Here is a 15,693-nt window from a genome sequence, read left to right on the forward strand (position 1 = left end):
TAAAAAAAATTGGTTGGCGAGGTCAGAAAAAGCAGTGGTCGGAAAGAGAAAACAAGCTTTGTAATTATTGATGCTCAAAGTGTTAAAAATACTGATACAATGGGTTGTAGAGCGTTCTTTTGCGTGGATAGAAAAATGTCGCAGGCTATGGGAAAATTGCGAAAGAAAACTACATACAAGCTTGAATATGGTGGTTCTCGCTTTTATTGCTCTACTTTTGAAAAGATTTTAAACAGGCTCTAAGAAATGCTTTTTCTTGAGCTTGCTGATGACGGTATCCTCGTTGCCCTTTAATTTCTCTTAAGTTCCCTACTAATAGTGCTATGATGAACTTTTAGAATGGTTGCTATTGAGCTAGATGTATCTCCTCTAGCTTGTAAAATATAAATCTGACATCTTTGGTCATAGGTTAGGTGATGGTAGCCTTTGGGCAAGGTCTCTACTTGTGTTTGATTGTTAAAAATCACAATAGAGATTCTTTCATCGCCTGCCTATTCTTTTTTTTAATTCTTCTGTGCACTTCAAACTTGAAAAGACTTATTCAAATAAGCTATCCACAGCTTCTTCTTTTATTTTAAACTTACAAAAGTTAGCATGCTCTGTTTTTAAGCTGTGAAAAAAGCTCTCTACAACAGCATTATCGTAAGAGTTTCCTTTGCTGCTCATACTTAAAATAATTTCATGTTGATCGGTTTTTCTCTTGAAATCTTCACTTGTATATTGAGAACCACGATCAGATTTTCTTGAAAACAGATCTAGCACAACTGCTAAATATAGCCATCCTTCACGAGTAGCTATATAACTGATATCTGACACCCAAGTTTGATTCGGAGCGCCTACTGTAAAGTTTTGATTTACCTAGTTAGGAATTATTTCTTTATGCATTTTAGCTACAGCTGTCTTTCTCCATACCTTATATGTTTTAGCTTGTATCCCCTATGCTCTCATGATTTTTGCTATTCTTCTACGAGAACAAATCACACCCTCTTTTTTTAGTTCGGCGTGAATTCTTGGGCTACCATAGATGGATCGACTACGCTCATGAATGCTTTTAATTTAGATATTCTGCGGTTTCCCTAGCTCTTTTACCGGGCTTTCTATGAAGAAAGCAATAAAAATTGCTTCTAGACACCTCTAAAAGTTTTGCCATCTTATCCGGTTTTTTGGTTTCGTATGATAGCCTCTTTTCCTTGAGAAGAAGCCTGTATACCCTGTTGTCCGATGTTATTAAATGAGTTTAAAATCTGCATAAACCCTTGGACAGCAGTTGTTTCCTGCTGTGAGGTACCGGAAGTTAACTGTTCACAAGCCTGGACGGATTGACCCCATTCGCCCAAGTAATCGGTATTAGTATCACCAGAGCCTGGGTGATTTTTATCGTAGAAGTTCTTAGCTAGAGCATAAATAGCTCCACAAAGGTTATTCGCTAAATCTTTACCATTTAGAGGAAAGTCTGTATTTCCATCCCATTTTTTAAGCAATTCATCAAAAGGATCTAATTTTCCTTTATCACCAGAGGGTGTAGGAATAGAAGAATTTAGATCTTTAAGCCAGTTACCCACCATATCAGCTACAGCTTTCAGTTTAGGATCCGAGCTTCCTGCTAGTGTTTTTTGGTCTTTACAAAGCTTTTCATAGGTGTCTTTTAACTGCTTTAGTAAGGATTTATCAAACTTTTTCCATTCATCGGGAGAAAGGTTTTTCTTAGAACCAAGCTCAGCTTCGATTTTACTAAGAATTCTTTGAAGGTTGATCAAGTCATCTTGCACATCACTAAGCTCATTAGTTTCTTCTGTAATTTTTATAATATCTAAAGAACAAATGTCCATCGCTCCATTTCCAGAGTCATTAGTCATAATCGCTAAAACAATCAATTCAAGCGTAGCGCCGCTTGCAATCATATCTTTAATACGATCTGCTAAAGATTCGGTGGGTAGAGTTGGGTCATCTTGAAGCCAATCCACCTGTTTATGGTGATGCTGCATATCATCGCTAATACCCTGTAGTAATTGTTGATTAAGTAATATATTTGACATACTTTCCTCTTATTATACTTTTATAATCTATCTATCTCTTCTAATATCTATTTAATCATAAAAACGTTAAGTAATTATTAAAAATATAATAATATTTGATTTAAATTCTGATAATAAAAGACTTAAGGGATCATTTTTATTTTTAAGAAAAATGAGCCGATGAGAAAATTCCTCAAAAAGACATAAGTTATTAAAGATAAAATTGTTATGTAAGTAACTGATGTAAGGTTAGTTAACTGCGCATCCAATTGGATTTTTTGATTTTTTTATTGGGATCGTGGGGTTTTTTCTCTATTTGGGGGTTGGAAAGCTGCTCTAGAGCTTTGGCTAGATCCTCCCCTGCATGAAAAATTTTCTCTCTAGATTCTTGAATAGACGTCCATTGCTCGGGTGAAAAGTTGGTGGGATTTTCCGCAAAAGCAACAAGCTGCTCTTCTGTCATTTCTGAAGTTTCACAGATGAGCTTGGTATCTTTGATCATATGCTGATAAATTTCCATTAACATGGTCATGGCTTCTTGTCTTCTTTGTGGATCTTTCTCTTTTAATTCCACTTTTAGTCGTTCAAAAAACTGTAGGGATTGAGAAAACACTTGCTGTAAATCTATCGATTGCCCTTCTGCAGCACGACGAAATAAGTCGCTAAGCTGTTGACATTCTTCCTTTAAACTCATGAGAATCCTCTTTATTCAATTTAATTATACTATAATTTAATTATTGATTAATTTATTTATTAATACAAATAAGACTTCGCTTTCTTCTCCCTTAAAAAAAACGATTTACTTTTATCTATAGAGCGGTTTAAACGTTATATAGAACGGAGATTTACATGTTAGAAGAATGTCTTATACAATTGGTCGAAAACCTTGCTTTGGAAGATGCCTTATCCAAAGAAAATAAGCTCTATCTATTAAAATTACATAAAGAACTAATTATTGCTTTTCGAGAATTAGATCCGGGGTGTACCTTCTTTGCGACAATTGGAATGTGTCCTTTAAATAAACGAGAAGAGCTATTTATATATCTCATGAAAGCGAATTTATTAGGACAAGGAACCGGGGGCTCTGTCATTGGCTTAGATCGAGATGAGAAGTTCTTGACACTGTGTCTGGTTTTACCGTATGACATGAAATACAAAGTATTTAAGGATACTCTAGAGGACTTCACAAATTATCTCGATTTTTGGAAAAATGAGCTCTCTTGTTATCAATAAAAAAAACATAAGTTCGATAAAGATAAAATAAATATGGCTGGATATTTAATTGGAGAAGAGGGCCCTCTAACAGGGTGTGTTGCACGATTTGAAGAGGAAGAGGAATGGATCTTAGGAAGAGACCCTGAAGTAGCTTCCATTGTTTTAGAAGATCCTCTTGTCTCACGTAGACACGTGATTTGTAGATATACAGAAGAGGGTTATTTATTAGAAAACATCAGCACAACTAACCCTGCGCTATATAACGGACAGATTCTTATAGAACCTGTTTTATTAAAGGAAGGAGACTTAATTAAGATTGGTAGTAGTGTCTTTAGATTTTCTCATTCCTATCCAGATTTAGAAACAGAAACTTTACAAGACGATACCGATCTAGAAAGTGTAAGAATAGGATCTGGAGCATTGGGTCGTTTTATTATTAAAGTGACAAATGGACCAAATGCCGGTGCCGAGTTTTCTATGCATAAAGGATCTTCCTATGTCCTAGGAAAAGATCCCAACTTATGTGATATTGCTTTTCAAGACTTAAGCGTTTCTAGACAGCATGCGCGCATTAGCATTGATGATAACCATCAAGTATTTATTGAAGATTTAAGTAGTCGTAACGGCGTATTAGTTAACGGAATAGCTATTGCCAGTAAACACCTTCTTTCCTCAGAAGACCTCATTTCACTAGGAACCACCTCCTTTTTGCTGATCGATCGAGAACAGATACAAGAAACCATTTTTTCTCCTCTTCCACTTGCAACGAGTACCAAAACAGAAGAGTTAAAACAGGAAGAGAACCCTGCATCTGCTGATTGGAGAGAAATGATTATCCCTAAAAAGCATTTAATCATAGCATCTGCTTTTGGGGTGCTTGTTTTAGCTGGTATTACCAGCATGATTACACTTTTTAAAACCGATAAGATTGAAGTTGTCTCTCAAAAAGAAGAGCATACAATTCTGCAAGAGAATCTTAGCGCTTTCCCCTCTGTGCAATTCTCTTTTAATCCTCCTAATGGCAAGCTCTTTTTATTAGGACATGTAATAAGCTCCGTAGAAAAACAAGAGCTTCTATATAAGATTGAAAATCTTCCCTTTGTGCAGGGTATCGAAGATAATGTGATTGTCGATGAATTAATTTGGGAAAATACAAATGCCCTTTTATTAACCAACCCCAACTGGGTTGGTGTTTCTCTCTCTTCCATTGCACCTGGAAAGTTTGTGCTACGAGGCTATGTACATACATTAGAGCAGGCTCAAGCACTATCTGACTATTTGAATCTCAATTTTCCTTATTTAGATAGTTTGGAAAATCAAATTGTTGTAGAAGCCAATTTACAAATGCAGGTCGAAAGCACCTTGATTGAAAAAGGATTTAGTTCGGTTACCTATCAGCTTAGCAATGGAGAACTTGTATTAGCAGGTAGAGTGGATCAAAAGAAAGCGCATACTTTCAATGCAGTTATTGATCAATTTTATACAGTACCAGGAATTCGTCTGATTAAAAACTTTGTGATTTATACAAAATCGGATACTTCGAGGATTGATCTATCTACAAAATACCAAATCACTGGTTATTCTAAAAAAGATGATCAAAATATGTTTGTTGTAATTAATGGAAAAATCCTCACTATTGAGGATGTAATAGATGGAATGAAGATTACAGAAATCTTATCCAAGATGGTATTGCTTGAAAAAGATGGCGTAAAATTTAGAATTAATTACAATCTGCAATAAGACTATAAGTATTTTTCATTCGCGCATCAATGAGGAGCTAAAATTATGTTTGGTTTGGAAAAAAAAGATAAACCGCTATTTGAATTTGATCTCGAAAAAGAATTAAAAAAAGAACCTGGAAAAGCAAAAGAATTACTCAAAAAAACAGATGAAGCTATTCAAGAAATCAAATCAAAATTAAGACAAGGCACCGAAAGCGAAGACTTTGAAAACTATGGTAAGCTATTGCATGCTTACGCTGCTTTGCAACGAGTATTAACTAGAATTGCTAACAAAAAATAAAATAAGGATGAAAAATGCCACAAGGATCGAATTGGGCGACCATTACATTTAGCACATTGATCAAGCAATACGCTAAATTACAGAGTACTGTAATTAGTCAAGTTCGGGCTGTTGCAAGTTCTATTTCGCATGCAACCCCAGGAAAATTCCTACTTCTGCAATTTTCCATGAGCCAAGTTACTCAGATTGGCGAATCAATTTCTAACTTGATCTCTCAAGTACAAGCAACGATTAATAATATGGTGCGTAACCAAAAAACTTCTTAATGCTATCCATCATTTTGCAAAAAGGATTTTACAATGTCTCTTCAAAAATTTAAAGATCACTTTATCTTAATGGCAGAAGCCGGCTTCATTGCAATTAACCAAAGCGATGAAGATGCAGCTATTAAGTTATTTACAGCAGCAGAATTACTCGATCCTAATAATCCACTACCTCGTTTAGGGATGGGATATCTCAATCTCTGCCAACTTAAACTCAAACAAGCAGCGACCATTTTTGAAGAAATCTTAGCTAAAGAACCTTCGAATGAAATGGCTAAAACCCTGCTTGGTCTGACTCTGTCTTTAAATCCAACAGAACTTGCTAAAGGAGAAAAGACCCTAGAGGAATCCATTCAAAAAAATCAAGACCCCATGGTTAAAAGCCTAGCTAAAACCGCCCTTGATTTTGTGGAAAAGTTCATTAAGAAAGCCCCTTCTCCTATCGAAACCAAATCTCCCAAAAAGTAATTTTTTCCAGGTTGTGCTTCAAAAGCGTTTAGTGATGGACACAACCTCTTAGAGGTTTAGTCCCAAAGTATAATGGTGTATACTAAGAATATTTACTTAACATTTACTTTGTACAGGACAATTTTTTAGGAGCAGATAAAAAGAATAGCCCGCAAATATGACCAGAGATCTGGCATAATACTTCCAGAAAGTAATCTAAGAGGTATTATGAAACATAATTGCGAACTGAAAAATATTTTAGCAGAACATTTTGATGGGAACAACTCTAGGAAAAAAATGCATTTTAGGTATGTTTTGAGTAGGGTAGAAAAAATTGTCCTGTACAGAGCTCCTTGTGTTTGATTATTAAAAATCACAACAGAGATTCTTTCATCGCCTGCCTATTCTTTTTTTAATTATTCTGTGCACTTCAAACTTGAAAAGATATCTTATTTAAGAGTATAATAATTAAATTAATACCTAGGTTAGGTTATCTCTATGGGCAAGTCCTGTTACACTCTTTTGACCTATCTAAAGAGCAAATAGAAGATTTACAAAAATATATCTTGGATGTAACCACTGCGGTCAATTTCTAAGAAGATTATTGATTGGGCCATTTAATCCTAGCATTTTAAAGTAGAAATAAGAAGATATCCACTTGTTGAGATTTCCCATATATAATATTATTTAATAATAAATCTTTTTTTGTAAGATCCATATTTTATTCCTTATACTTAAGTTAGTAGATGAAAGTTTCATGACGAAAAACCTCTAATTGTGCTATTTGTTAAGATACGCGGTATACCTATGCCGAAGTTTGAAAAAGTTAAACAATACGGATCAGATTATGGCAGACCAAGACTTTCCTACTAAAGACTTAAGCAATGCAGAGCGCGTTTCACCAACTGTTAAAATCGGAGAGGATAATAAAACCCTTCCTACAGGGCAGCCCTTTTCTTCTCTTATGAAAACAGGTGAGTCTCCTCTTGCCAATAACGGAAAAACTCCGATGATTTCTCCTTTTGATTTGATGGAATCAGGACATTCCCCTATCACACAAGCTGCTACGACAGATAATTTGCTAGCTCAAGTTAAACATGCACAGAGCACCTTAGGAGATATCTCCAATCAACTAAATACACCAAAACTTAAATTGCGCTCTTCCGATAAATATCTCTTAAAAAACAAGTTGAATAATACAACCGCTAATTTACGTGCGGTAAATGCTAAATTAGGGGCAAATGAGGAAAAACCAGAAAAAGAAACTCCTTCTACTAAATTTCAAGGTCCATTGGGCAGATTTATGAATTATCTGGCCGACGGCCAACAACAACTAGTATCTGCTCAAAAGCAACTGCAATCGCTTAAAGCAAAAGGAGATAGTCTCTCTCCTGCTGATTTTTTACTGATTCAGGTAAAATTAAATAAAGCTCAACAGGAATTAGATTTTACCTCTGTATTGCTTTCAAATGCTGTTTCTGGGTTTAAAACGCTGATGCAAGTACAGCTATAAGGACATATGAAACCAACGCCTGATTTTGATCAACTAGTCTCCCATCTTGATGAGTTAGAACTTACAACAGTACACGGAAGAATTACTGAAGTCGTGGGGATGCTGATTAAAGCAATCGTTCCCCAGGTAAAAATGGGCGAAGTTGTTCTTATTAAACGAGAAGAAGCCCCTTTAATGGCAGAGGTTGTGGGTTTTACTCGAGAAGAGGTCTACTTATCTCCTCTTGGAGAGATGCATGGAATAGGCTCTTCCTCAGAGGTGATCCCTTTGCGAATGTCTTTGCATATTAAAGTAGGAGAAGAGCTTCTCGGACGTGTAGTTGATGGTTTAGGCAATCCTTTAGATCTCGAACAAAAAGGCCCTCTTCACTTAACAGAAAGCTATTCGGTAATCAATCCCCCTCCTGATCCTCTCAAACGAAAAGTTATTACCGAACCGATCTCTTTGGGTATTCGTTGTATTGACGGTCTACTTACTTGTGGAGAAGGACAAAGAATGGGAATCTTTGCTGCTGCAGGGGGAGGAAAATCCACCCTTTTGGGTATGATTGCCCGCAATGCGAGAGCTGATATCAACGTTATTTGCCTAATTGGAGAAAGAGGAAGAGAGGTACGCGAATTTTTAGAAAACGATTTAGGCGCAGAAGGAATGAAAAGATCGGTTGTTGTGGTTTCTACATCCAACCAAGCAGCGCAATTGCGCATCAATGCAGCCTATATGGGAACAGCGATTGCAGAGTATTTTCGGGATCAAGGGAAAAAAGTGATCCTGATGATGGATTCAGTAACTCGTTTTGCAAGAGCTTTAAGAGAAGTAGGCCTTGCAGCAGGAGAGCCTCCAGCAAGAGCTGGTTTTACTCCTTCTGTTTTTGCAACACTCCCCCGCTTATTAGAACGCTCGGGCAATTCTGACAAAGGCTCCATTACAGCTTTTTATACTATTCTAGTAGCAGGAGACGATTTAAATGAACCTGTCTCTGACGAAGTGCGCTCTATTCTCGATGGGCATATTATTCTCTCTAGAGAACTTGCACGTCAATATCACTACCCAGCCATTGATGTTCTTGATTCGGTTAGTCGAATTATTTCACACATTGTCGATAAAGAGCACTTGCAGCTCATTGGCAAAGTTCGTGAAGTGTTAGCTAATTACAAAAAAAATGAACTGCTCATCCGCATTGGAGAGTATAAGCCAGGCTCCGATAAAGGAGCTGATTTTGCTATTAAATACATCGATAAGGTAAATCGTTTTTTACGCCAAGCAGTTGATGAAGCGTGTAGTTTCGAAGAAACTCTGCAACAACTCAAAATGCTTTTTAGATAGATATGCCAAGTTATCCCCTTAAACAATTAGCTGAGATTAAACAAAAAAATCTCGAAACAGCAGAAGTTAATTTGCGAGATAAAAAACGCATTCTTGAACAAGAACAAACAAGTTTGACCAAAAAAGAAAAAGAACGAGATGTGGTAAAAGAACATCGTATTGATAAGCTTCAGCAATTACGCGATCATATGGATGAAGGAGCAGTTCCTCATAAAGTAGAGCAGATGAAGCAATATTTAAGACTCGTTGATGAAAAGCTAGCTGTTAAACAGCAAACTGTCGTAGAACAAAAAAAAAAAGTAACACTCGCTGAAGAAGAAGTGGATAAAGCGCGCAAAGAGCTTATAGAATGCCAACAAGATGTAGAAAAAATGCGCTTACATCACAAAGAGTGGGGGCGCGAAATGCACCTTATTGAAGAACAAAAAGAAGGCGTTGAAATGGATGAAATAGGCTCTGCTGGTCATGAGCGTAAAAAAACAGCCGCTTCTCGTCAAAAGCATAAGAAAAAGAAGTCTCGCTAAAATGCTGGACAACCTAGATAAAAATCAAGTATGAGATGATAAAAGAGAGGTTTCTATGAGTGAAGTTGGCAAAATTCCTAACCCTCTTAATCCTGCTAATGATCCTAAAAAAGATAAGCATCGTCTAGGATCTAATCAATTCAGAGAAAAATTTGATTACAGAAAAAAAGAAGAAACCTCTTCAGGAAGCAATAGACAGCGCTATTCACCAGATGAAGAAGAGCAAACAGCTAAAACACCCACTCGCGATTCCATTTTTAAGAGTTCTAGTACTGGAAAAAGTTCTTTCCGAACAAAAAAAAATGTAGGAGCATCTCATAAAAAAGTAGCTTTATCCTCTGAAAAAGAAATACAAAAGAAGTCTATAGAGGAAACCTCTGTTGAAAAAAAGGTAGAAGAAAAGCAAATAGAGGAAAAAAGCATTAAAAAAAAAGAGGTTATTTTAGCAAATCCTAAGCCAGAAGCCCCACCACCTAAAGCTTCTCCTTCAAAACACATCTCTCCAATTGCAAAACCTAAGGGGAAAAAAAAAGAAGAGGTCCCTGCTTCTTTTGAACCTTTAGCAAATATACAACCCCATCAACCTAGCTATCAACCTTCTGTATTGCCAACGGGATCTGCTTTTACCTCTTATCAAATAAGTCAATTGTTTGACAGAATGGCAGGTGTGATGACGATTATGGAGCTTTCTGGAACAACAGAAACAGAGCTTACTCTTTCAGGAGAAGAATTTGCTTCTTCTGTTTTTTATGGAGCTCGTATTACAATTACCGAGTATGGTACGGCTCCCAAAGCCTTTAACGTTCAGCTATCTGCTAATCCAGAAGCAGTAGCCTTATTTCAAGGAAATATGTCTAATTTACTCGCAAACTTTGCAAGCGGTAATTATGCTTTTCGCATTCATCGTTTGGAAACAAACATAGAAGAGGGCCCTCTTTTTAAACGCAAAGAATCCTTTGGGGGCGATCAACAACCAACGCAAGGAGATTCTTAAATGACCATATCGTCAAAATTACCCGACTCTTTAAAAAAACAAGAGAGAGGGAAACAAACACCTAAGGATTCTTTCAGCAAACTTTTAGGTGAAAAACAGAAAAAACTTTTAAAAAACGAAGATGCGAATCTTCCAGAAAATCCCATTTGGGCACCTAACCTCTTACTTTCTCCTGAAAAAAAACCTGATTTATCTACCATTTTATCGACAAAAATCTCTGAGGTTGAATTGAGTACCAATGCGCCTGTAACATCTCATTTTCCCATAGAAATAGAAGAACTTTGGGAAAAACTGGGCTCAGCTTGCATTCTTATGAATCATTCGCAAGATAAGGAAACCACTTTTATTCTGGACACAAATACCCTTTTCTCTGGAATGCGCATTACCATAAAAGAATACTCAACAGCGCCTAAGATTTTTAATATTGAGCTAGCTCCTACCTCTAGCACTGCCTTATCCTTAATCGCTTCTCACGTACCTCAGTTACTTAATCGATTTCGTCAAGAGTCCTTTGGTTTTTCTATTAATAACATTATTCCAGAACTGCAATCCTATGAAACAACTGCTCATCAAAAACAAGATGATGAGGATAGTCAATGAGCACAATGCCAATGCACTGGATTCATCAGATCCACCATACCTTGCAAGAGATGCAGGAAGTTCCTTTATGGGGAAACCCTCCTAATATTCCTTGGGATCAATGTATACAAGAAATAGCTTCTCTTTTACAAACCCCTGAATTAAGTCTTGTGGAGGGAGATACTCAACTACTTCCAGAGGAAAAAGTACTATTAGGATTGGGCAATCATCCGATCGTAACAAGTATGCAATTAAGTCCCCTTGTAGGGCAATGCTTTTGGGTCATGGCACAAGAGGATATCACCTTTTTAATCTCACTTGCCCTCACAGAAAATCAGAACCAAAAAGCGATGAACTCTGCTTCTTTTCAAGAAGGTTTTTATAGATTTCTACTACTAGAAATCCTAAAAGCCCTTGATCCTTTAAAGCCTTTTTCCGATCTGTCTTTGAAAATGGGTTCTCTAACCACTATTCTTCCCAAAGAAAATTGTATTTGTATGGATATCGGGATTCATCACCCTAAAAAAGTAATATGGGGAAGAATCGTATGTCCTGTCAGTTTTCATCAGACTTTTAAAACCCATTTTGCAAATACAGCTTTTTCGATGTATGAGAGCAACCTTACAAAAGATATAGACTTAGCCGTATCTGCTCAAATCGGCTACACACAACTTACATTATCGCAATGGGAAAAAATCGCGGTCGGCGATTTTTTGATCTTGGATGTTTGCTCTTACTCTCCTCATACAGCAAAAGGAACAGCAACTCTTTTTTTAGAACAAACCCCTCTATTTATTGTAATTTGTAAGCCAACTAATTGCAAAATTATCGACTATGCCTATCAGGAGGAATCCATGGATGAAGATTTTGAAGAAGAAAATATAAATCAAGAAGAAGAGACAACACAAGAACTAGAAGAGCCATTAATCCCCGTACCCGATGCTCTCTTGACTATTCATGTAGAAATAGCAAGAATGCGGATGAACCTAAAAAAACTCACACAGCTTAAACCCGGCAATGTAATCGAATTAGCGGCAAGACCTGAACAAGGAGTAAAATTAACCTTAAATGGGAAAGCTGTGGCCAAAGGAGAGCTTATTCAACTCGGCGATGTACTTGGAGTTAAAATTCTGCAGATGGGAGAGTAATATTTTCAAATATGGTAGAGTATTCTTTCTACAAACAAAATACGCTCCCTGATCTGGTAGGAAAAGAAGATATCCCTCTGCCTGAAAAAATCGGCCCTTATAAAATAGAGAGTCTTTTGAATAAAGGAGGAATGAGCCTTCTCTATTTAGGTTTAGATCCTAAAACCAAAAAACCTTTAGCTATTAAGGTCTTATCCCCTAACCATATTAATCATCCTGAAGCTGTTGAGCATTTCTTAAGAGAAGCTAAAGCAATCTCTGTGTCTAATCACCCCAATATTGTAAAACTCTACGGGGAAGGAAGCTGGGAAAAAGGGCTTTACATTGCTATGGAGCTAATCAACGGCGTTTCGCTTAGACAATTTATCGTACAGCATTCTTTATCTATACGCAGAGTTTTAGATATCTCTTTACAAGTAGCCTATGCTCTTCAACATTTACACTCCCTTCGGATTATTCACAGAGATGTAAAGCCGGAAAATATTTTAATTACAGAAGGCGGTGAAGTAAAACTTATTGATTTTGGAATCGCGCAATTACAAGATGAGCAAGATCAATTCGCACTACCCTCTTATTTTATCGGTACACCGAATTACATGAGCCCTGAACAAAAAGAGAACCCCTCTCATTTAAGTTTTGCCTCCGATGTGTATTCTTTAGGCATCATCTTATATGAACTCATTTCTGGAAAACTCAGTTATGGCGCTATTAATCTTACCTCTATTCCTAAAGGATTAAGGCATATCCTCGTAAAAGCTCTAGCTATCTCGGTTAGTGAACGCTACCAAACCACTGAAGAGTTCATTCATGATGTCTCTTTCTATTTACAATCTAAAGAATTAGAAAAAGAGTATGCGGGCCCAGATCAAGTCAAGGAAGTCTATGAAGCCCTATACTCAGCATTTCAGCTAACATTGCCTAAGGTCCCTCCTTCCTGGTCTCATGCAGATATTGGTTTAGCCAAATGGCATGGGGTTCAATTTGGTCTTTATTACGATTTTATTCGTCTTCCTAACAATTGTCTTTGCATATTACTCGCCTCTTCTACTACAACAACAATGGAAACAACCATTTGCATGAGTAGCTTACAGGGGATGATTCATATGTATACACACCAATTAAACTTAAGTAAAATTGATGAACTAACCTCTAGCTTAAACCAACTGCTTTGTAAACAAGCCTGCCCAATTATTTTTAACGCGCTTGTTCTCGATCCTCTACAAGATAAGCTAAGCTGCATCTCTTGTGGATACGACAGTTTGATCCACATTTCTCAAGAGAGTTTTCATCCACGAACCATTGTAGCTAAAAACCCCGTATTGGGAACAAATCCCCAGTTAGAATTCTCTGAGACCATCGATAATTGGGATATTGGCGATACCCTTATTTTACACACCTTTGATGTCTCTGATAAAAATACAGAATTAGCCAACTTTGAAAAAATGTTTTTTGAAGAGATTAAAGAACATTTACTCTTTTCTGCACAAAGACAAGCAGAAACCGTTCTTCGATCGATTGTGCATGATCCCATAGCATCCAATGCTGTTTCTAAAGCATTAATTTGCATACAAAGAATTTCTTAAAAAAAACTTTTTAAAAAGGAAAGATCTATGAGTGTATTCATTACATCTATTTTAGAGTTATCTCAAAATTTTTTTAAATCAGACCCTTTAAAATTCAATCAATATTTTGCTATTACTCCCGATTATCAAAAATACTGCTTAGCCGCTAATCTACCTACTCGCTTTACCATAACGTTAGCCAAAGAAGCCATGCTTATTCACGATATTGCTATTCACTTGCTTGCAGGAGGATGTAAACTCACAACAGGCACAGTAAAGGGCATATGCGAAATTGCCTCTGGAATTCTTGGCTTAGAAACAGACCATCAAACATCTAGCAAACAAGCAGTTGTTCATATAGGTTTTGCATTTGTCTATACTGTAGACTTCTTTGTATCTATTACCAATATCAATAAGACATATCCTCAACATTTAATTGATAAAATAAAAAACGTTTTCATAAATTTTTTAGAAGTTTCGAATAAAGAAATTCCTATTAAATATATTGCTGATCCAGAAATAGAAAAAGCTCTTAAGAAAAAGCAAGCAGAAGCAGAAGAGAAAGAACTAGCTCTTCAAGAAGAGCAAAGGAAAGCAAAAGAACAAGAAAAACTTCTTAAAAAGACTCAACAAGAACTAAAAGACCTACGCGATAATGACTTTATTCCTGAAGAAGAGTTGGAAAAGATATCTCAAGAAGCAAAGAAAATTGCTGTAGATACCGCGACACATAAAAAAAAATCTATACAAGAAGAACCTACAACTATTACTACTTCCTATATTATTGATAATAAGAAACAATGTACTGATCTATACAAGCTAACTAGTGGGATTGAAAGCGATGATGATACTGATTCCTTAATCCAGAAAAAACCCAAAAACCCCGAACTTTTTTGGCTTGAAGATGAGCTAAGTAAGGATAAAAATGATACAGGAAAAGAGGAAGAAGATGGTCCATTTAAAAACGAATCAGTAATTCTTGAAACAAAAAAAGTAACGTCTCCAAAGAAGAAGAAAAACGCCTTTTCTACTAACAGTCCCCTTACAAAAAGTGCTTTTACTCGTCGTAAGGAATATGCTAAAAGCATAAAAAAACCTCCAAAAAAAACTTTAACAACTAAGTCCTAGAGCAAGTGATCTTTTATACTAGTTTGATTTCAAATTAAGAATTGCATAACTGGGTTTTTTTGAAAAAGCTACTCTAGCTTGCAAAAATGTTTATATATTTAACCTCTTAATTTGAATGTATATTAAAAAGGGAAATTTTATGAATATAGTTCAATCAATGACATCTTTTCTCATTTCAGACCCTATCGGTTTTAATCAAAGCCTTGGGAATCGATGTCAAACTTTTTGCTCAAAGAATCCCTTACCTAATATATTTTCTCGTCTTATTGTAGGTGTTATTATAAAAGATATTACCCGTATTTCTGATATTGCTATCCATATCATTGTAGGTTTGGCAAAATTAACTATCTGTTTAACAAAGCTGCTCTGTTCTATTCCAGCAAGGCTATGGGGATCTATTCCAAACTATGCAATAGGCAAAGAAGGCCTCTCTCATTTAGGTTTTGCTACGTTCTACTTAGCTGATATATTTATTTCTCTAACTAATATTATAGGTAATTATCCTAAAGATTTAATAGAAAGGGTAGAAAACTGTTTCTCTAGGTTTTTATCACCTAAAATAAACAATGCTAACAAAGAAGAAGTACATAAAACACAATTAGAAGAGTCACAAACAGCACCTTGTTCTGAATCTGAAGCAGATTTAGATGAATCAACTTTTACAGTACAAAAGACAGATACAGATTCGGATATATCTTTTGAAGAAGAGTCCTTTCAATCACAACAGGAAAACCCCTTATATCAAGGACTATTAGAATGTGGAACGGATCCAGAAAAAAGCAAAATATTGGCTACTAATTATCTTTCAAAGTACCCAAAAACCTTGCGCCATTCTACAAATTCGATACCTTCAGAGTATTAGATATTAGAGCTCTTTCAAAACTAGGAAATAAAAAAGCCCTTGTATAAAATAATGCCCTTAAAAATACGTAAGGGCATGATGAAATTTGAAAAAGCAAA

The 15,693-nt window shown here is 36.1% G+C and carries 19 protein-coding genes and 1 pseudogene; 15 read left to right on the top strand and 5 right to left on the bottom strand.

Translation table 11 applies throughout. The features are described from left to right. Positions 1-97 precede the first annotated feature (97 nt). Positions 98-232 (top strand): annotated as a pseudogene (locus RHOW815_RS09295) (IS5/IS1182 family transposase); the annotation flags it as partial. A gap of 58 nt (positions 233-290) precedes the next feature. Here RHOW815_RS09295 and RHOW815_RS02960 read toward each other — a convergent pair. From RHOW815_RS02960 to RHOW815_RS02980, 5 genes are all read right to left on the bottom strand, one after another. Next, a complete protein-coding gene (locus tag RHOW815_RS02960; protein WP_215216868.1) occupies positions 291-467 on the bottom strand; it encodes a helix-turn-helix domain-containing protein in 177 nt (58 codons plus the stop codon). A 70-nt stretch (positions 468-537) separates the two neighbouring features. Continuing rightward, the gene (locus tag RHOW815_RS02965) at positions 538-816 is read right to left on the bottom strand and encodes a DDE-type integrase/transposase/recombinase (RefSeq protein ID WP_215216869.1); all 279 of its coding nucleotides are present in this window, start codon (positions 814-816) and stop codon (positions 538-540) included. Positions 817-936: 120 nt separating this feature from the next. Next, entirely contained in the window at positions 937-1,056 is a 120-nt protein-coding gene (locus RHOW815_RS09005; RefSeq protein ID WP_215216886.1) for an IS3 family transposase, read from the bottom strand. A gap of 95 nt (positions 1,057-1,151) precedes the next feature. Beyond that, positions 1,152-2,036 (bottom strand): hypothetical protein, encoded by an 885-nt coding sequence (locus RHOW815_RS02975; RefSeq protein WP_215216870.1) that lies wholly within the window; start codon positions 2,034-2,036, stop codon positions 1,152-1,154. Positions 2,037-2,268: 232 nt separating this feature from the next. Beyond that, a complete protein-coding gene (locus RHOW815_RS02980) occupies positions 2,269-2,709 on the bottom strand; it encodes a hypothetical protein (protein WP_215216871.1) in 441 nt (146 codons plus the stop codon). 155 nt (positions 2,710-2,864) lie between these two features. Here RHOW815_RS02980 and RHOW815_RS02985 point away from each other — a divergent pair, with 155 nt between their 5' ends. The 14 genes from RHOW815_RS02985 to RHOW815_RS03050 all read left to right on the top strand — a co-directional run bounded on the left by RHOW815_RS02985 (position 2,865) and on the right by RHOW815_RS03050 (position 15,595). Next, positions 2,865-3,248, top strand: coding sequence for a type III secretion system chaperone (locus RHOW815_RS02985; protein WP_215216872.1), 384 nt, complete (start codon positions 2,865-2,867; stop codon positions 3,246-3,248). A gap of 33 nt (positions 3,249-3,281) precedes the next feature. Further along, the gene (gene sctD, locus RHOW815_RS02990) at positions 3,282-4,970 is read left to right on the top strand and encodes a type III secretion system inner membrane ring subunit SctD (protein WP_215216873.1); all 1,689 of its coding nucleotides are present in this window, start codon (positions 3,282-3,284) and stop codon (positions 4,968-4,970) included. A 54-nt stretch (positions 4,971-5,024) separates the two neighbouring features. Continuing rightward, positions 5,025-5,252: a DUF5398 family protein gene (locus RHOW815_RS02995; protein ID WP_215216874.1), complete on the top strand. Its 228-nt coding sequence runs from the start codon at positions 5,025-5,027 to the stop codon at positions 5,250-5,252. 14 nt (positions 5,253-5,266) lie between these two features. After that, complete coding sequence (locus tag RHOW815_RS03000) at positions 5,267-5,518, top strand: hypothetical protein (protein ID WP_215216875.1); 252 nt, start codon at positions 5,267-5,269, stop codon at positions 5,516-5,518. A 33-nt stretch (positions 5,519-5,551) separates the two neighbouring features. Next, positions 5,552-5,983 (top strand): CdsG family type III secretion system protein, encoded by a 432-nt coding sequence (locus RHOW815_RS03005; RefSeq protein ID WP_215216876.1) that lies wholly within the window; start codon positions 5,552-5,554, stop codon positions 5,981-5,983. Between the two features lie 826 nt (positions 5,984-6,809). Beyond that, positions 6,810-7,475, top strand: a complete 666-nt coding sequence (locus RHOW815_RS03010) for a hypothetical protein (protein WP_215216877.1) — start codon at positions 6,810-6,812, stop codon at positions 7,473-7,475. A 6-nt stretch (positions 7,476-7,481) separates the two neighbouring features. After that, complete coding sequence (sctN, locus tag RHOW815_RS03015; protein WP_215216878.1) at positions 7,482-8,798, top strand: type III secretion system ATPase SctN; 1,317 nt, start codon at positions 7,482-7,484, stop codon at positions 8,796-8,798. Between the two features lie 2 nt (positions 8,799-8,800). Next, positions 8,801-9,322, top strand: a complete 522-nt coding sequence (locus tag RHOW815_RS03020; protein WP_215216879.1) for a flagellar FliJ family protein — start codon at positions 8,801-8,803, stop codon at positions 9,320-9,322. Positions 9,323-9,377: 55 nt separating this feature from the next. Continuing rightward, the gene (locus RHOW815_RS03025; protein ID WP_215216880.1) at positions 9,378-10,316 is read left to right on the top strand and encodes a hypothetical protein; all 939 of its coding nucleotides are present in this window, start codon (positions 9,378-9,380) and stop codon (positions 10,314-10,316) included. Continuing rightward, entirely contained in the window at positions 10,317-10,916 is a 600-nt protein-coding gene (locus tag RHOW815_RS03030) for a hypothetical protein (protein ID WP_215216881.1), read from the top strand. It abuts the gene before it with no gap. Beyond that, the gene (sctQ, locus tag RHOW815_RS03035) at positions 10,913-12,043 is read left to right on the top strand and encodes a type III secretion system cytoplasmic ring protein SctQ (protein WP_215216882.1); all 1,131 of its coding nucleotides are present in this window, start codon (positions 10,913-10,915) and stop codon (positions 12,041-12,043) included. Before RHOW815_RS03030 ends, sctQ begins: the two co-directional genes overlap by 4 nt. A gap of 11 nt (positions 12,044-12,054) precedes the next feature. Beyond that, on the top strand, positions 12,055-13,626 hold the full coding sequence (locus RHOW815_RS03040; RefSeq protein WP_215216883.1) for a serine/threonine protein kinase: 1,572 nt from the start codon (positions 12,055-12,057) through the stop codon (positions 13,624-13,626). A gap of 27 nt (positions 13,627-13,653) precedes the next feature. Next, complete coding sequence (locus RHOW815_RS03045; protein WP_215216884.1) at positions 13,654-14,733, top strand: hypothetical protein; 1,080 nt, start codon at positions 13,654-13,656, stop codon at positions 14,731-14,733. 139 nt (positions 14,734-14,872) lie between these two features. After that, positions 14,873-15,595 (top strand): hypothetical protein, encoded by a 723-nt coding sequence (locus RHOW815_RS03050; RefSeq protein WP_215216885.1) that lies wholly within the window; start codon positions 14,873-14,875, stop codon positions 15,593-15,595. Positions 15,596-15,693 lie beyond the last annotated feature (98 nt).

It is taken from the genome of Candidatus Rhabdochlamydia sp. W815 (assembly GCF_018642185.1).
GTDB classification, from domain to species: domain Bacteria; phylum Chlamydiota; class Chlamydiia; order Chlamydiales; family Rhabdochlamydiaceae; genus Rhabdochlamydia; species Rhabdochlamydia oedothoracis.